The organism is Henriciella marina DSM 19595, assembly GCF_000376805.1.
In the GTDB taxonomy this organism is placed as follows: domain Bacteria; phylum Pseudomonadota; class Alphaproteobacteria; order Caulobacterales; family Hyphomonadaceae; genus Henriciella; species Henriciella marina.
Genome location: NZ_AQXT01000002.1, coordinates 2126246 through 2142617, shown reverse-complemented (window position 1 = coordinate 2142617; position 16372 = coordinate 2126246). Strand labels below are relative to the sequence as shown.

Here is a 16372-nt window from a genome sequence, read left to right as displayed (position 1 = left end):
GATCAGGCGACCTCCACCGCATGCGCGTATTCGCCAGCGAGCGAATTCAGCGTTGAGCCAACGACTTTCACATCGACAATCTGTCCGACAAGATGCTCTGGTCCATCAAAATGGACAGATTGCATCCAGGGCGAGCGGCCATGCATCTGGCCTGGCATCCGGCCCTTGCCGGTCACGAGGACAGGCAATGTGTCGCCAATCTTGGAGGCGTTGAACTCGGTCTGCTGTTGCTTCAGAAGCGTCTGCAGGCGCTGAAGGCGTTCATCCTTCACCTCTTCAGGCACATGACCGAACATGTCGGCGGCAGGCGTACCGGGGCGCGGCGAATACTTGAACGAATAGGCGATGGCATAGCCCACCTCGCGCACGAGGCTCATCGTATCCTCAAAGTCCTGATCGGACTCGCCCGGAAACCCGACGATGAAGTCGGACGCCAGCGCCATGTCGGGGCGCGCGTCGCGCATCCGGCGCATGATATCGAGATAGTGTTCTGCAGTGTGTCCGCGGTTCATGGCCTTGAGGATCCTGTCAGAACCTGACTGCACCGGCAGGTGGAGGAAAGGCATGAGCTCAGGCAGTTCGCCATGCGCGGAGATGAGATCATCATCCATGTCGCGCGGATGGCTGGTCGTGTAGCGGATGCGGTCGATTCCGCCGATTTTCGAGAGGTGGCGCGCCAGCTGGCCGAGGCCCCATTCAGAGCCGCCATCGAGTTTTGGCGCGGCGCCATGCCAGGCATTGACGTTCTGGCCGAGCAGCGAAATGTCGCGAACGCCCTGGGCGGCAAGGCTGCGGGCTTCAATGACGATGTCGTCGACCGGGCGCGACAGTTCTGCGCCGCGCGTATAGGGCACGACGCAGAAGGTGCAGAATTTGTCGCAGCCTTCCTGAACAGAGAGAAACGCGGTCGGGCCGTCCGCTTCGCGCGCTTTTGGCAGCGCATCGAACTTCTCGAGTGTGTCGAAATCGGTTTCCAGACGATCGCCTGCGGCCCGGCTGGCACGCGCGACCATTTCAGGCAGCTTGTGATAGGCCTGCGGGCCGAGCACCAGATCCACGGCTGGCTGACGGCGCATGATTTCGGCGCCCTCGGCCTGTGCCACACAGCCGGCAACGGCGATTGTCATCTTGCCGCCTGCGGCCTCTTTCATCTTCTTGATCTTGCCGAGCTCGGAATAGACCTTCTCGGTCGCCTTCTCGCGGATATGGCACGTGTTCAGCACGACAAGGTCGGCGGTCTCAGGACCGTCAACAGGCTGATAGCCAAGCGGACGCAGCACGTCGCGCATGCGCTCACTGTCATAAACATTCATCTGGCAGCCATACGTCTTGATGAAAAGACGTTTGGGCTCGGGCCTGGAAGTCTGGGTGGTCATGCGCGGGCTTATGACTCAAAACTGGCTTTCAGGCCAGACTTGGGTGTTAGTTGCTCGGGTCGCGCTTCAGCGGCACGCCGTAAAGCTCCAGCCGGTGATCGATCAGCTTGTATCCAAGCCGCTCTGCGATCTCGATCTGCAGTTTTTCGATCTCTGCGGAATGAAACTCGACCACGTCGCCTGATTTCACATCGATCAGGTGGTCGTGATGTTCTTCCGGCACTTCTTCGAAACGCGCCCGACCGTCACGAAACTCATGGCGCTCAATGATGCCGCTTTCCTCGAAAAGCTTCACTGTCCGATAGACAGTCGCAAGCGAGATCGAATTGTCGAGCGCATTGGCCCGGCGGTGCAGTTCCTCGGCATCTGGATGGTCGTCGGAGGAAGACAGGACGCGCGCAATCGTGCGGCGCTGCTCGGTCATCCGGAGGCCTTTATCGGTGCAAAGTTTTTCGAGACGATCCATGACCTGTTCATGCCTCCGATTTGTCTGTGTGTCCAGCAACGGTGCGTGACATTAACACTGCGTCCACAGCTCTGCCATCGTCGCGGCTGTAGTAAGCCTTGCGCGTGCCATCGCGGTTGAAGCCATTCTGCTCATAGAACGCGATGGCCGGTAAATTGTCGGCGGCAACATCCAGCAGGACGCGGTCGATGCCATAGGGTCCAAGCAGCTGTCGGCCATGATCGAAGATACGTTGCGCGAGGCCCTGTCGCCGGGCATCTGGATCAACGCAGATGGTCAGGATTTCCGCGTCGGGAGCCAGTCGCTGAATGAGAAGCAGGGCGTCCAGACGGCCACCGGCCTCATGACCAAGCGCCAGTGTCGTGGGCGCTGACAGGCTTTCGCGCATCGACCGCGCACTCCAGCGGCCATGCGTGTCGAAACAGGCTGCATGTAGTGTGGCGGCGCGGCCTGCATCATCCGGCCGCAATATGGTGATGCCCCCACCCATCAGGGCTTTCGTCCACCCGGCAAGGCGGCATCTGGCGCCCGGACATAGACGGGGCTTGCGGCGGCGCCGTCCTCGCCTGCGCCTTCTGCCATCTCGGCGGCGCGAAGGGCGGTTGGACTGGCCGTATGGATCTCGGTACCTTCAAGCCGCTGCGCAAGCGCGCCGACAGCTTCTCCGAATACGAAATGAGGGTGGGCCTCCAATTCATCTGCCAACATGTCGAGATCAATTTCCTCAGGCGCGCCGGTGGCGATGCCTGTGCGAAACCGCTGGACCCAGTAACTCAGCTCCGGCGGTCTTCGCTTGGCTGGAAGGGCGACGATGGCAGAGCCTTGCTGCCCGGCAGGAAGGGTCGCTTCAAGTGCGGTTACGCCGATGCAGGGTATCTTCAGCGCTAGCGCCAGACCGCGCGCGAACGCCACGCCAACGCGGATGCCCGTGAAGCTGCCGGGGCCTGTAACAACGCCTATGCGTGAAAGATCGCGCGTGGACTTACCAGCGTCATCAAGGGTCGCGGCGATAATCCCTGGAAGGCGTGCATCCTGCCCGCGTACCATCTCTTCAAGGCGGGTTGCCAGACAGATGCCATCTTCAAGCACGGCAACATCGCACGCCGGTCCAGATGTATTGATGCCAAGCGTCAGCATGGTGGCGTCGCCCAGCTACAGGATCTTGCAGGCCTCGCTGAAGCTGAGGCGCGGACTGCGTTCAAAAATTGTGCTGTCATCGCCGTGGCCGATCGCACAGAGGAAGTTTGAACGCCAGTGGTGCGTCTCATCCTTGTCGGCAAAGAACTCAAGATCGACCCCGTCCTGATTGAAGCCGGACATCGGCGCGCAATCCAGGCCAAGCGCGCGTGCAGCCATCATTAGATAGGCGCCCTGAAGCGAGCCGTTACGCATGGCATGCTCCTCGCGCGCATGCGGATCGGAAAACCAGTCCTTTGCGCCGGGATTATGCGGGAAGAGCTGCGGGATTTTTTCATGGAACATGAAGTCGTTCGCAACGATACACACCCACGGGGCACTCAGCGTCTTGGCGACATTACCTTCCATGAGATGCGGCTTCAGCCGGGCTTTTGCCTCTTCGGTCCGGATGAAGACAAACCGCGCCGGGCAGCAATTGGCGCTGGTTGAGCCCATCTTCGCAAGGTCGTAGACCGCCCGGATCAGGGTTTCCGGCACATCCTTGTCGAGCCAGCCATTATAGGACCGGCCCTCGCGCCAGATGAGGTCCAGGGCATAATCATTGACCGGATCAGACATGGTCTCGCAACTCCTTATTGGTGTTCTTACAGGGCCGCTTCGACGGCGTTTACTTCAGGAACATAGGCCTTCAGCATGTTTTCGATGCCCTGCTTCAACGTCATCGTCGAGGATGGGCAGCCTGCACAGGCGCCGCGCATCGCAAGATGGACGATACCGCTCTCGGCATCGAACCGCTGGAAGGTAATGTCACCGCCATCCTGGGCGACGGCCGGGCGGACTCGGGTCTCGATCAGTTCGAGGATCTCACCGACGATTTCGGCGGTCTCACCTTCATAGTCCGCTGCCGTAGTCGCATTGGCGTCCACTTGCGGAACGGCGCCCGCCTCGTTGAGGACCGGAAGGCCCGCGACATAGTGGTCCATGATCGCGGCCAGCACCATCGGGCGCACATGTTTCCAGTCAGCGGTTTCGTGCTTCGAAACAGACACGAAATCGGGGCCAAGGAAGACGCGGGTCACGCCATCGACATCAAAGACTGTCTGGGCCAGCGGGCTGGAGCCGGCCTCTTCGACGCTGGCGAAATCAAACGGCCCTATGGCCCCTGCCACGGTTTCGCCGGGGATGAATTTGATCGTGTCTGGATTCGGGGTCGGCTCGGTCTGGATAAACATCTGGCGTCCGCCAATCTCTGTCTTCTGCTGAAGCGTTGAAATGGACCGTCGCGGCCCGTGTTTCAAGCAGGACTAGTCGTTGCTGCCTGTTGCAGCTGATGTCGAGCCTGTTGGGGACATGCCCGCCAGAGCGGGCCGGGCGTTTTCTTCAGTCTCGATGATGATGGCGCCGCCGAGGTCACGGGTCGCGCGTCCAGCCTCACCTATATAGAATGCCATCATGGCGAGATGGTCCGCCATCAGCCGTGCATCGCCCGACTGACTGGAGACAAAGACCGGGTCCAGCATCGCTGCGCGTCGCCAGGCAGCAACGAGCCGGTCGATCCGGGTCTGAACGGCTTCGCTTACGAGAATATCCGGTTCGGCGTTGAGGCTGGCCGCAATCAGCTGGCTGGCAAGCTGCGCGCGGGCGCGGGCGGCATAGAAGGCGCGAACGTCATCCTTCGATGCTGGCCAACCATCGCGTAGCGAAATCTGCTCACCAAGCTCCTCGACCGAGATTTCCGACCAGCTGGCCATGAGCGCCATCTTGTCCAGCAGGCTTTCGAAGCCGCCAGATGAGGTCGCAAGGTCGCGCTCAAAGCGGCCTTCATAGCGGGCGAGGGCTTCTGCGGCTGCGGCAAGTCTGGGCGTCTGCTCAAGCTGCGGGTCTACGGTCAGCAGGCGCGAGGCGGCCGACAGGTCTGGGTCCGGTGTGCCGCGCGGCGTTTCCGCCCGGTTTGCCATCAGGCGCGCATATTCGCTCATTGAGGAAGACAGCGCCTCCTGCCAGGCAGGCAGGCCCGTCAGACGCGCCTGCGGATGCCAGCCCGCGCGGTCGCTGGCCCAGCCAGGCCCTTCGATTTCCCGTCCGATCATCGTGATCATGATGCCGGTTTCCGGCGAGGTCCAAGGCCGCTCGGCCGAGAGGACCACCGGATCATCCTTGATGTCATGGGAGCCTGCAATGAGCGCGGGATAAAAGGCCGCCGCAGCTAAAAGGCCTGCAATCTTGATCGCGCCGATACCGCGCCTCCACCACCAGTGGGCCGAATGCATGAGGGGGGATGGTTCGGCTTCTTCGAGGTAGGAGACTGGCAGGTCCGTTCCGATCAGCGTCACAGCAGGCCCGTCTTCGCGCGCCTTTACCGGAAGCTTTTCGACATTGCTCATCAGGAACGGGGTCCGCTGGCTGCTAACGAAATCGTCCAGACGTCAGCCGGGGCCAATTTCTCCTATTAAGAGATTGTTAACACAATCGTCTTGATCCGCCCACGGTGTTTTGTGTGGTTCGTTACGTTTTCGAAATGAGTGACCGGTTTTTAGGGCCTAGCTGCCCAGCGCCTGCAGAACCGCCAGCGCGCTTGCTGCCGCAATCATGATGAGCAGGAGCCCGAGGCCGATATGACCACCCCGATGGCGACGCTGGCGTGTCTGACTAGTTGCGGCCATCTTCGGCGCTCTCCTGATCATCGACCTTCTCAAGGTCATTTACCTGTTCAGACACCCCTTCTGCGATGTCTTCCAGACGGTCGATCCGTTCGGCCTGCCGATCACAGGACGCCAGAAAGCTGACGCCGCAAAGCACGGCGAGGGCGAGACAGGGCCCGTTAGGTTTCAGGAAAGATCGCGATTCGGTCATGACAGGAAAAAGATAAGGCGGTTCACCGAAAAAGACGAGATGGCAGGACGAAGAGCGTAATCAGAGCGCCCCCAGCGCCCGTCCAACGGTTTCACCGGCCTCGTGGATAGCGTCACGCGCGGGGACCGAGACTGCCGTCAAATTCATGAACCCGTGCACCATGCCGGGATGTTCACGGATGGTCACCGGCACGCCGTGCGCGGCAAGCTTTGTCGCATAGGCGCGCCCTTCATCCTTCAACGGGTCCCAGCCGCAGAGGACGACATGCGCTGGCGGCAGGCCGCGAAAGTCATTGTCCGGCGCAAAAAGCGGCGACACCTTACAGTTCATCCGGTCGGCGTCGGCCTGGATATAGGCGTCCCGGAAATACTCAAACAGTCGCTCGGAAAGGAAGAACCCCTCCTGAAACGTCAGCTTCTTTGTGCCGATATCCGCAAACTGGACGAGTGGATAGAGAAGCAGCTGGAAGGCGGGCGCAGGCTCTTCGGCCCTGTTCAGCTCCTGGCAGAGATAGGCTGCGAGATTACCCCCGGCACTATCGCCCGCCACGCAGATCCTGTCCGGGTCGATGGTGAGAAGGTCCGTGCGCTGCGTCGCCCAGCGCCAGATAGCAAGCGCGTCTTCATGGGCGGCAGGAAACGGATGCTCGGGCGCAAGACGGTAGTGGACCGACAGCACCCGGCAACGCGATCCGGCCGCAAGCCGCCTGCAGATCATGTCATGGCTGTCGAGATCGCCAAGGACAAAGCCGCCACCATGAAAGAACAGGATGCCCGGCCCTGCGCCAATTCCTGCGCCAAGCGGGGTATAGAGCCGCGCCTTCAGCGGGCCTTCGGCGCCATCTACCGCCAGGGTGGAAATGTCAGCGAGCTCTGGCGCATCGCGTTCCACTGACCGGCTCGCGCGGTGGAAGCTGGTACGCAAACGGTCAGTCGACTGTGCCCAGTCGAGCTTGGAAAAGTCGGGAAGTTTGAAACGGTCCAAAAAGGTCCGCAGGGTTTCGTCCAGAGCCATCTCTCTAAGGTGCAGCGAGACGGCGCGGATTTGAAGCATCTTTTAGCGCCTTTTTCCGCTTTTAGCGGGAGAAGGCCTTAATAGGTCGACATCATCCAGATAATCCGGCGGATTCCATAGCGCCGGACCCGGTCGATCGCTTCGGAAAGAAGACGCTCTTTCGTCGTTTCCGGCAGATTGCTCACCCGGTTGATCATCCGCACGCCCAGTTCGCAGAAATTCACCCGCTCCAGCGCTGCGTTCATTTCACGGCGGCTCTTGCCTTCGGTGGTCAGCAGCAAGGTCACATCCGGATCAAACAGGGCCGATGCACCAACAGACTGCAGCGCGCTCATATCGGCGCGGGACGGGGCAACGCGGCTTTGCGGGTTGGAGCGGGCATTGCGCACAGCATCCAGCAGGATACCGGTTGCCTCAAGTGCGAACACGTAGAGCGGGTCGCCGGGCTCGATCCGCTGCTGCACGAACTGATAGGCCTCCTGCTCAGCCAGGTCTGAATACTCGACGAGATCGCTTCCCTGGCAGAATGGCGCGCCGGACTGGTCGAGCGCTTCGAGATCTGTGCGCGCCAGATCCATCAGGCGGTTGAAATAACGGATGTCCGCCTTGGAGAGCCGGTCCAGATTTGAGAAGGCCGGTTCTGTCCCGGCCTTGAGGATCAGCAGCCCAATCTCGCCCTCGGGCACACTGCGCTCAAGTGCCACCAGCAGCGTTTCGCGAAGGTCATCGGCGGCAGACGGGAACGCCGCGTCGAGCTTGCGAAAATAGGTGCGGGTGACCTCATCCTCACCCAGCAGGGCAAGCGCTGCTTCTGCCTCCGCGCGCGGATCTATCTCCACCTCGCTAACGCCATCCTCGCACCTCAGCGAGGGGAAGGCGAAGAGCAAGGCAAAGACGGCGCAGGCGACCACAAAAGCGCCCGCACCCAGCCAGAGACCGCCGCCATTCCGGCGCCCGGCTGGGTCGTTTGCTGGCTCGCCTCGCCCCGCCACGCTTACGCGACGATGACGCCCGGCCCAGGCGGTTCACTATAGAGCGCGCGGACCAGGTCGTCGCGCCGGTCGATGACGCAGCGCTGATTCACATAGCCCTTGTCGGTGATCTCGCCCGCATCGATGGATGGCGGCTCGGTCATCACGGTGAAGCGGCGGACCTTGCGCGAGGAGCCTTTCTCACCCGCATTGAAGGTCTTCACCTTTTCGGTGAGGTCTGCCGTCAGCTGCGCGAGGGCCTTTGGCGCATCGCCTTCGGCTTTCTTTACATAGGACATGAACGTCGCCTGCGCGGGCCAGAAAAGAGCGGCCGCAAAGTCCTTGTCCTGACCGGCAATGACGGCGTCAAAGACCAGCGGCGAACAGGCCGCGACAAGGTCGGGCCGCAGCGTACCAACCGACACCCATGTGCCAGTCGACAGCTTGAAGTCTTCGCCCACGCGGCCATCAAAGATGATGCCTTTGTTGGGGTCATTTTCATCGACCATGATGGCGGCGTCGCCAAGCTTGTAGAAGCCTTCATCGTCGAACACTTCGGCATTTTTGTCCGGCATGTCGAGATAGCCCGGCATCACGCTCGGGCCCTTCACGCGGACCTCCAGCTTTGCCCCGTTCGGCACCAGCTTCAGCGTCATGCCCGGCAGAGGCAGCCCAATCAGGCCAACACGCTCTACCACCCAGTGCACCACGGTGATGCCCTGGGTCTCGGTCGCGCCATACATGGTGATAATCGGGATACGCTTGCCAGTTGCCTTGATGGCGAGCGTCTGCAGCCGGTCATAGAGGTCATCCGACAGCGTCGCGCCGCCATAGCCGATGCTCCGCATGTTCTTGAAGAAGGCTTCCAGCAGGTCGTCATCCTGCTCCATCGCATCGGCCAACATGGACAGGGCAATCGGCGCAGTGCCGAAGGTTGATGGGCTCACCTCACGGATATTGCGGATCGTCTCGCCGAAGAGGTCCGGCGTCGGCTTGCCGCCATCGATCCAGAAAGTCGCGCCGTTCCAGAGCGCGCCATTGAAGTTCACATTGGAGCCGGAGATGTGGTTCCACGGCAGCCAGTCGAGCACCTGGTTGACCTCATCCGGATCGTAATCAGGGTCGCGCTCATCATCGCGGAGGCCTTCCTGGCCCGCGATCATTGAGCACATCGCCCCCTGCGTGGTCGGCACCGGCTTCGGCATCCCCGTAGAGCCAGACGTGAAAAGATATTTGCCGACGCTGTCATCGTTCAGCTTAGACATGGCTTCATCGACCGCAGGGGTCGGCTTGGTCTCTGCCAGTGTATCAAAAGACTGGATCTCATTCGTCGCACCCGTCTTGGCGAAGACCGTGCAGCCATGATCGCCCAGTGCGCTCAGCGCATTCTTGAATGGCGCCACGTCTTGCACGAAGATCGCCTTGGGTTGCACCGCCTCAAAGCAATGCTTCAGCTTGCCGAAATCGGTCGACATGGTCGAATAGGGGACTGAGATCGGGGCCGCAGGTGCGCCGATCTTCTGCGCCGCCATGATGACCAGCGCGCTTTCGATCGAATTGCCCGACAGGATCATGACCGGTGCATCTGGTCCTGCGCCCATGTCGAGGAAAGCCTGCGCGAGCGCATCGACCTTCTTCTTGCCTTGCGCGTAGGTGACAGTCCGCCACTGATCCGTTTCCGGATCGCGCTGCTTCAGCCACGGACGGTCCGGATGCTCGGCGGCCCGCTCATCGAGGCAGTGTGGGATCGTCTTCGGCCGGTCGCCGGGCGACTGGCGGGGCGTCAGATAGATCGTGCCATCATCTTTGCGGACCATTTCGATGTCCGGGTCCAGTTGAGGCAGCGGGCGGAATGGCGGCAGTGTCTGACCGTCGGCCATATGGTCTCTCCCATTATAACTTGTGTTTTGTGTAGCCCTGCCAGTTTATACACGGCATGCAGCCTGCCAAGAGAGCGACCGTCATGACCCAGCGTAATTTCGTCCTGCACCCTATCGGAACTGTCAGGTCGGCACGGTCTGAACCGATCGATGATGGCTGGGACGCGGTCCCGGCGCGCATTGAACTTGATCCGGATCAGTTCGCGCCAGAGGCTCTTTTCGGTCTCGACAGCTTCTCCCACGCAGAAATTGTCTTTCTGTTCGACCAGGTACCCGACGAAAAAATCGAACGCGGCGCGCGTCATCCGCGAGGCAACAAGGACTGGCCGCTCATCGGCATCTTCGCGCAGCGCGGCAAGAACCGTCCCAACCGGATTGGCGTCACTGTCTGCCGCGTCCTCAAGGTTGACGGGCTAAGCCTCCATCTGGAGGGGCTCGATGCCATCGATGGCACACCCGTCCTCGATATAAAGCCGGTGATGGAAGGCTTTGCCCCGCGCGGCGAGACCGCCGAACCGGCCTGGGCGCAAGAGCTTATGAGGGGGTATTGGGTCTAACCCACCCGCCGGCCGGTATCTTTCCAGTAGGGTTCACGCAGGTCCTTGCGGAGGATCTTGCCGGACGGGTTGCGCGGCAGCTCTTTCACGAAGTCGACCGATTTCGGACATTTGTAGCCGGCAATCTTTTCCTTGGTCCAGGCGATGATCGCGTCCTTGTCGGCCTTCGCGCCCTCCTTCAGGACGATGATTGCTTTCACCGCCTCACCCCATTTCTCGCTTGGAATGCCGATCACGGCGACGTCTGCGACGTCCGGATGGCTGAACAGGGCGTTTTCCACCTCGGCCGGATAGACGTTCTCGCCGCCCGACACGATCATGTCCTTGATCCGGTCATGGATGAAGAGAAAGCCGTCTTCGTCGAAATAGCCGGCATCACCGGTATGGAAGAGGCCGCCGCGCAGCGCCTCTTCTGTAGCCTCTTCGCGGTTCCAGTAGCCCTTCATGACAAAGTCCGCGCCGATCACGATCTCGCCAACCTCGCCCTGGGGCACCGGATTGTCCTCAGGGTCAACCACACGGACAATCGCGCTCGGATACGGCACGCCGCAGGAACGAAGCTTGCCCCAGCTCGGATTATGCGCTTCCGGCGGCAGATATGTCCCAAGGCCAACGGTTTCGGTCAGACCATATAGCTGGGTGAACTTTGCGCCGAAGAGGTCGACCGCCCGCTTCAGAAGGTCTTCCGCGATTGGCGAGGCGCCATAGGAAATCGTCTTCAGGGAAGAGAAGTCGCGGTCGTCGACGCCCGGCATCTGCGACAGCATCAGGATAACGGCAGGCACCCAGAAGGCGTGATTGACCTTGTGCTTCTCGACAAGGTCCAGAATAGCGGTTGGGTCGATCTCGCGCAGGACCAGCGTCATCGCGCCCTGCGCGCTCGCCAGTACGCCGATATTGCAGCCTGCCACGTGGAAAAGCGGCATGGCGTTCATCACCACATCGCCCTCATCATAGGCGGCCCAGTCAAGCTTGGCGGCCTCGGTAAAGACCGCGCGGTAATTCTTGTTGGTCAGCATGACGCCTTTGGGCAGGCCGGTCGTGCCGGACGTGTAGAGCTGAATGACATCGTCATCATCCTGCGTCTCAAGGCCGGGGGCTGACATGCTCTGGCTCGCCAGCCATGTGTCATAGGCTGGCCAGTCATCATGATCGCCATCGATGGCGATGATGGTTTTCAGCTCGGGGCATTCCGGCGCGATCTTTTCGACGGCGGCATAGAATTCCTTGGAGACGAACAGGATCTTCGATTTGCTGTCCGACAGGATGAATTTCATTTCCGGCGGTGCGAGGCGGTTATTGATGCCCGTCATTGTGGTGCGCGACTTGGCGCAACCGAAAAGCTGCTCGTAATAACAGCCCATATTCTTGGCGAGATAGGCGACCCGGTCACCGGTTTCGGCGCCAGCCGCCAGAAGGCCGTTTGCGACACGGTTTGAATTCTTCTCAAGGCCTGCGAACGTCGTGGTCTTGCCCTCAAACCAGATGGCGGGCCTATCGCTCAGCTTCTCTGACTGAACACGCGGAATGTCGGCGAGGTGTGGCATCAGGGCCGGATCGAGCATCTTCTGGACTTCCTCTTGAGCTTTGCTGTGTTTTCTTTACCGCTTGAAATCGCTTTGGACGCGGCGGGCAAGCCCTCAGATGGGATAGGTTGCCTGCCAGGCAGCGAAAAGGAAAGCAGATGGCCGGCCCGCAGACAATCATTCTCCACCACTATCCGACCTCTCCATTTTCGGAGAAGGTTCGCCTCGCCCTGCGGATGAAAAACCTTGGCTGGGCATCGGTGGAAATCCCGAACATCATGCCCAAACCGCTGCTGATGCCGCTGAGTGGCGGCTACCGGAAAACGCCGGTCATGCAGATCGGCGCGGACATCTTTCTTGATAGTGCAATGATCATCCGCGCCATCGAGGAGCGGTTCGAAATACCTCAGCTGGATCTGCCCGGCCATGAAGGCCTTTCCAGCATTGTCGGCTCATGGGCAGACGGTAAATGGTTTCAGACCAGCGTCGCCATCATCTTCGGTACGATTGGTGATCAGGTCCCTGATGCCTTCAAGAAAGACCGCGAAAAGCTCTCTGGCCGTCCGTTCGATACCGATGCGATGAAGGCTGTTGTTCCTTTCATGAAAGACCAGTGGCGCGCCCAGATGTCCTGGATCGAGGAACGCCTTGCGGGCGGACATGGCGCGGGCGCTGGCAACTGGCTGGTCAGCATGAAGCCCGGCTTGGTGGATGTGCACGCTTACATGAATCCGTGGTTCATGGAGAGCGCGCTGCCGGATTTTCTGGAGCAGTGCTTTCAGTCCTTCCCGCGCACAGCCGACTGGTACAAGCGGATGAAGGAAATCGAAGGCCAGACGCCCGAAGAGCTGAGCGGTGAAGAGGCGCTGACGATCGCGCTCAACGCCGCGCCACGCTTAAAAGCCGCCAAGACGGTGGGTGAGCTTCAGGGCTTTGAGCCGGGCGAGCATGTTGCCGTGGCCCCCGACGATTATGGCCGCGACTGGGTCGAGGGTGAGATCGTGATCGCGACGCCGGACCGCATCATCATCCACCGCCATGATGAGCAGGCTGAAACGCTGAACCTGCATTTCCCGCGCACCGGGTTCATGGTGCGTCGCGTCTAGGCAGAAGGCCGCCGTATCTAACCCTGGCGCCTTGTATAGGCTTCCTCTGTCAGGATTTCCTCCGAGACCTTGCTGGCAAGCCGGTCTTCCGGCCCGCCGGTGAGCTGCTTATTCTTCCAGTCGCCTTTCAGGAATATGCCCGCCGTGATCAGCGCGATGGTGACGTGCGTCACCGGAAAGGCCCACCAGATGCCGTTCATGCCAAGGCTGGTATGCATCGAGAGCACATAGGCCAGCGGGAACTGGATCACCCATTGCGAGACCAGCGTCAGCATCATTGCGATGAGCATATTGCCGGAGGCGCGCAACACGCCGGTCAGTGCGAACTGCGCCCCAAGGAAGCCCCAGGCGAGCGCCATGGTCCGCAGGAAAATCGACCCGGTCGCGATCACTTCGGGCTCTCCCGGCACAAAGAAGGCGATGAAGGCGGGCGCGAAAGCAAAGACGATCACACCGGCCAGCGTTAGCGCCCCGAACGAGATGAGCGCGCCAAGGCGGCCGATCTCTGCGGCCCTCTCCTTTTTGCCAGCCCCGATATTCTGGCCGACCAGTGTCGAGATCCCCATCGACAGCCCAAGCGCCGGGATCAGCACGACCTGGAGGATCGTGGTGCCAACGCCGTAGGAGGCAATGGCGCGCGTGCCAAAGCCCGCAATAAGGAAGGTCATGATGATGATGCCAAAAGCGCGCGCCGACATCTCGATCGACGCGGGCAGGCCCAGGAAGAACGCCTTCTTGATGAAGGCGAAATCAGGCTTGAAATCGCTCCATCCGATCTGCATGCCGAACCGGCCGCCAAACATGATCCAGAGCCCGATGAAGCAGGCGATGCCCTGCGTCGCGAAGGTCGCCATGGCCGCGCCCATGACCCCTGAGGCGGGTATCGGCCCCCACCCAAAGATGAAGAGCGGGTCGAGCACGGCGTTCAGCGCGACCGTCCCGCCGACGATATAGATCGGCAGCCGGACCTCTCCGACGCCGCGCATCAGCGACTGGAACATGATGAAGGTGAAACTGAAAGCGAGGCCCAGAAAGGCGACATTCATGAAGCCCTTCGCGCCCTCGAAAACCTCTGGCGTAACCCCCATCATGCGGAGCAGCTCCGAGGTTAGCGCAAAGCCCGCTGCGCCAAGAACAAGCGAGGTCACAACGATGGAGACAATGGTCTGCGCGGCGACATGGTTCACCATGTCCTGGTCATCGGCCCCATAATACTGGGCCACCAGAATCGAGCCCGCGATGCCGAGGCCGGAGCCGAGCGCGATGGTCAGGAAAATTACTGGAAACGAGACCGACACCGCCGCCACGGCAGCATCGCCCAGCCGCCCGACCCAGAATGCATCGATCAGCTGATAGGCCGACTGCAGCACGTTCGCGATGATGATCGGGACCGACAGGCTCAGCAGCGATTTGATGATCGGCCCTTCCAGAAGGGCCTGCGCACGCGGATCGGTTCTCATACGGATCAACTAGGGCGGTTGGCCGCCGCGGTCAGCTCTCCCGTCGGGTCAGATACCCGCTATTGGCTCAAGCCACTTCGGTCGTCATCGCGACGAACACGTCTTCCAGTTTTGGCTGGTCAGTCGAGAGATCGGCGACACCGATCCCGGCATCACGCACTTTCTCCAGCAGTCTGCCAATGCCCGTCTCACTGTTGCGATAGGCGATTTCCAGCTCACCGGTTTTCAGCAGCCTGATGTCCAAATGCTTCAGCGCCTCAGGCACGGCGCTCAACGTCTCTCGGGGCACGATCTTCAGGATGCGCTGATCCATACGCGCCAGCAGTTTCGGCGTCGGCTCGCAGGCGATGATCTCACCGTGATTGACGATCGCGATCTCGTCGCAAAGCTCTTCGGCTTCTTCCAGATAGTGCGTCGTCAGGATGATGGTCGTGCCTTCATCATGCAGACGGCGGACATATTGCCAGAGCGAGCGGCGAAGTTCGACATCGACGCCTGCGGTCGGCTCATCGAGGATCAGCACGGGCGGCTGGTGGACCAGCGCCTTGGCGATCATCAGGCGCCGCTTCATGCCCCCAGACAGCTGGCGCACATAGGCGTCTGCCTTGTCGGAAAGCCCGACCGCCTCAAGAATCTCGGCTGTGCGACGTGATTTCTTCGGCACGCCATAGAAACCGGCCTGCAGCTCCAGCGCCTCTTCCGGCGTGAAGAAGGGGTCCATGGTGATTTCCTGGTTCACCACACCGATCGCGGCCCGGCTGGCGCGCGGGTGCTGGTCGATGTCCATGCCCCAGATCGCCGCCTTGCCGGACGTCTTGGTAACAAGGCCTGCCAGGATATTGATGAAAGTCGACTTACCCGCCCCGTTTGGCCCCAGAAGGCCAAAGATGCTCCCACGCGGGATTTTCAGGCTGATCGATTGCAGCGCGCGCTTTTCCGGCATCTTGCCGGATGCTGCATAGACTTTATCAAGGTTCTCGACCTCAATCGCATAATCGGGTGCGGACATCTGTCCTCCGTCGCATCTCGTGAACCGGTCATATAGGGTTGTTGTCGGAGACCTCTACCACCAGCGCCTGTTTTTGTCGTTCCTGTGCCCGCTTGAAAGCTGGTCTTGCCTTCAGTCGCCCGAGATATTCCTTGCAGGTATCGCTCAGACAAGGCTCCAGCGGGGGCAGGACGCTGGCCAGCAGCAGGCCATAGCCGATCGCAATATCCGCCATGGTGAACCGGCCCGCCGCCATATGCATGTTGTGTTCAAGCTTCTGGTCCACGATCCGTAGCCGCCCTGAAAACCACATGCGGTAGTCATCGGCGACCTGTGGCTGGCGGCGCGATTTATGCTCCAGCATCTCATAGCGCAGCACCAGCGTCTGCGGAAAGGTCAGCGTCGCGTCGGAGAAATACATCCAGTTGAGGTATTCGCAATAATCGGCCTCATCGGGCCTGACGGCGAGATCGGTCGGGCCCTGCGTCTCTGCGAGGTAATGACAGATACCGGTCGATTCGGTCATCTTCGTCTTGCCATCGGTAAAGAACGGGATGGTGCCGAGCGGGTTGATCTCCATGTATGGCTTGTAGTGAACCCTTGGCGGAAACGGCAGGACGACAAGATCATAGTCGATCCCCATTTCCTCCAGCGCCCAGAGCGGCCTGAAGGAGCGCGCATTGCGGCAGTGATAGAGTGTCGGTTTCATCGGTCGGCCTCTCAGTCAAAAGGTGCGGTGTCTCATCCAATTGACGCCGCCATTCGTGACAGACTACCTATGCGTCACACTGCCCGACGGGCAATGCTGACATCGGGGAAGTTCACCAATGGCCATTCAGAACCTGCCGGACGCACCGGAGACCATTATCACCGACGAGCATCATGTCGCCTGCGATGGCGGCGATGGCCCGCTCGGCCATCCGATTGTCTGGTATGAGATGGGCGACGAGGAAATGGTCGAATGCGGCTATTGCGACCGGCGCTTTGTCCTCAAGGGCGGCAAGTACGACGCCGGCCAATAGGCTTTCATTGCTGGCG

The 16372-nt window shown here is 60.6% G+C and carries 19 protein-coding genes; 3 read left to right on the top strand and 16 right to left on the bottom strand.

Annotated features, from left to right (window positions below; genetic code table 11):
* Positions 1 to 2: 2 nt before the first annotated feature.
* From miaB to F550_RS0110500, 12 genes are all read right to left on the bottom strand, one after another.
* Positions 3 to 1376 carry a tRNA (N6-isopentenyl adenosine(37)-C2)-methylthiotransferase MiaB gene (miaB, locus tag F550_RS0110555; RefSeq protein ID WP_018148522.1) on the bottom strand — a complete coding sequence of 458 codons (1374 nt, stop codon included), beginning with the start codon at positions 1374 to 1376 and terminating at the stop codon, positions 3 to 5.
* 46 nt (positions 1377 to 1422) lie between these two features.
* Positions 1423 to 1842, bottom strand: a complete 420-nt coding sequence (locus F550_RS0110550) for a Fur family transcriptional regulator (RefSeq protein WP_018148521.1) — start codon at positions 1840 to 1842, stop codon at positions 1423 to 1425.
* 7 nt (positions 1843 to 1849) lie between these two features.
* Complete coding sequence (locus tag F550_RS18580) at positions 1850 to 2332, bottom strand: GNAT family N-acetyltransferase (RefSeq protein ID WP_018148520.1); 483 nt, start codon at positions 2330 to 2332, stop codon at positions 1850 to 1852.
* The gene (tsaB, locus tag F550_RS17575) at positions 2332 to 2979 is read right to left on the bottom strand and encodes a tRNA (adenosine(37)-N6)-threonylcarbamoyltransferase complex dimerization subunit type 1 TsaB (RefSeq protein WP_018148519.1); all 648 of its coding nucleotides are present in this window, start codon (positions 2977 to 2979) and stop codon (positions 2332 to 2334) included. Before tsaB ends, F550_RS18580 begins: the two co-directional genes overlap by 1 nt.
* A gap of 15 nt (positions 2980 to 2994) precedes the next feature.
* Positions 2995 to 3597 (bottom strand): malonic semialdehyde reductase, encoded by a 603-nt coding sequence (locus tag F550_RS0110535; protein WP_018148518.1) that lies wholly within the window; start codon positions 3595 to 3597, stop codon positions 2995 to 2997.
* A gap of 26 nt (positions 3598 to 3623) precedes the next feature.
* The gene (locus F550_RS19535) at positions 3624 to 4211 is read right to left on the bottom strand and encodes a NifU family protein (protein WP_018148517.1); all 588 of its coding nucleotides are present in this window, start codon (positions 4209 to 4211) and stop codon (positions 3624 to 3626) included.
* A gap of 72 nt (positions 4212 to 4283) precedes the next feature.
* A complete protein-coding gene (locus F550_RS0110525) occupies positions 4284 to 5363 on the bottom strand; it encodes a hypothetical protein (RefSeq protein WP_018148516.1) in 1080 nt (359 codons plus the stop codon).
* Between the two features lie 156 nt (positions 5364 to 5519).
* The gene (locus tag F550_RS19500) at positions 5520 to 5642 is read right to left on the bottom strand and encodes a hypothetical protein (RefSeq protein WP_018148515.1); all 123 of its coding nucleotides are present in this window, start codon (positions 5640 to 5642) and stop codon (positions 5520 to 5522) included.
* A complete protein-coding gene (locus F550_RS17570; protein ID WP_018148514.1) occupies positions 5629 to 5832 on the bottom strand; it encodes a hypothetical protein in 204 nt (67 codons plus the stop codon). The genes F550_RS19500 and F550_RS17570 overlap by 14 nt, the downstream gene beginning before the upstream one ends.
* Before the next feature lie 60 nt (positions 5833 to 5892).
* Positions 5893 to 6885 (bottom strand): alpha/beta hydrolase, encoded by a 993-nt coding sequence (locus tag F550_RS0110510; protein ID WP_233349019.1) that lies wholly within the window; start codon positions 6883 to 6885, stop codon positions 5893 to 5895.
* Between the two features lie 38 nt (positions 6886 to 6923).
* On the bottom strand, positions 6924 to 7838 hold the full coding sequence (locus F550_RS0110505; RefSeq protein WP_018148512.1) for a hypothetical protein: 915 nt from the start codon (positions 7836 to 7838) through the stop codon (positions 6924 to 6926).
* A 2-nt stretch (positions 7839 to 7840) separates the two neighbouring features.
* Entirely contained in the window at positions 7841 to 9697 is a 1857-nt protein-coding gene (locus tag F550_RS0110500) for an AMP-binding protein (RefSeq protein WP_018148511.1), read from the bottom strand.
* A gap of 83 nt (positions 9698 to 9780) precedes the next feature.
* Here F550_RS0110500 and F550_RS0110495 point away from each other — a divergent pair, with 83 nt between their 5' ends.
* Positions 9781 to 10254 (top strand): SAM-dependent methyltransferase, encoded by a 474-nt coding sequence (locus F550_RS0110495; protein WP_018148510.1) that lies wholly within the window; start codon positions 9781 to 9783, stop codon positions 10252 to 10254.
* Here F550_RS0110495 and F550_RS0110490 read toward each other — a convergent pair.
* Entirely contained in the window at positions 10251 to 11819 is a 1569-nt protein-coding gene (locus F550_RS0110490) for a long-chain-fatty-acid--CoA ligase (RefSeq protein WP_018148509.1), read from the bottom strand. The genes F550_RS0110495 and F550_RS0110490 overlap by 4 nt on opposite strands.
* A 119-nt stretch (positions 11820 to 11938) precedes the next feature.
* Between F550_RS0110490 and F550_RS0110485 the strand changes: the two genes are divergently transcribed.
* Positions 11939 to 12886 carry a glutathione S-transferase gene (locus F550_RS0110485; protein WP_018148508.1) on the top strand — a complete coding sequence of 316 codons (948 nt, stop codon included), beginning with the start codon at positions 11939 to 11941 and terminating at the stop codon, positions 12884 to 12886.
* A gap of 17 nt (positions 12887 to 12903) precedes the next feature.
* Here F550_RS0110485 and F550_RS0110480 read toward each other — a convergent pair whose 3' ends face one another.
* The 3 genes from F550_RS0110480 to F550_RS0110470 form a co-directional block, all read right to left on the bottom strand.
* A complete protein-coding gene (locus F550_RS0110480) occupies positions 12904 to 14346 on the bottom strand; it encodes an MATE family efflux transporter (protein WP_018148507.1) in 1443 nt (480 codons plus the stop codon).
* Positions 14347 to 14413: 67 nt separating this feature from the next.
* Positions 14414 to 15355 (bottom strand): ABC transporter ATP-binding protein, encoded by a 942-nt coding sequence (locus F550_RS0110475; protein ID WP_018148506.1) that lies wholly within the window; start codon positions 15353 to 15355, stop codon positions 14414 to 14416.
* A 28-nt stretch (positions 15356 to 15383) separates the two neighbouring features.
* Entirely contained in the window at positions 15384 to 16043 is a 660-nt protein-coding gene (locus F550_RS0110470; protein ID WP_018148505.1) for a glutathione S-transferase family protein, read from the bottom strand.
* A 118-nt stretch (positions 16044 to 16161) separates the two neighbouring features.
* On the opposite strand from F550_RS0110470, the gene F550_RS0110465 reads away from it, so the two are divergent.
* Positions 16162 to 16356: a zinc-finger domain-containing protein gene (locus F550_RS0110465; RefSeq protein ID WP_018148504.1), complete on the top strand. Its 195-nt coding sequence runs from the start codon at positions 16162 to 16164 to the stop codon at positions 16354 to 16356.
* Positions 16357 to 16372 lie beyond the last annotated feature (16 nt).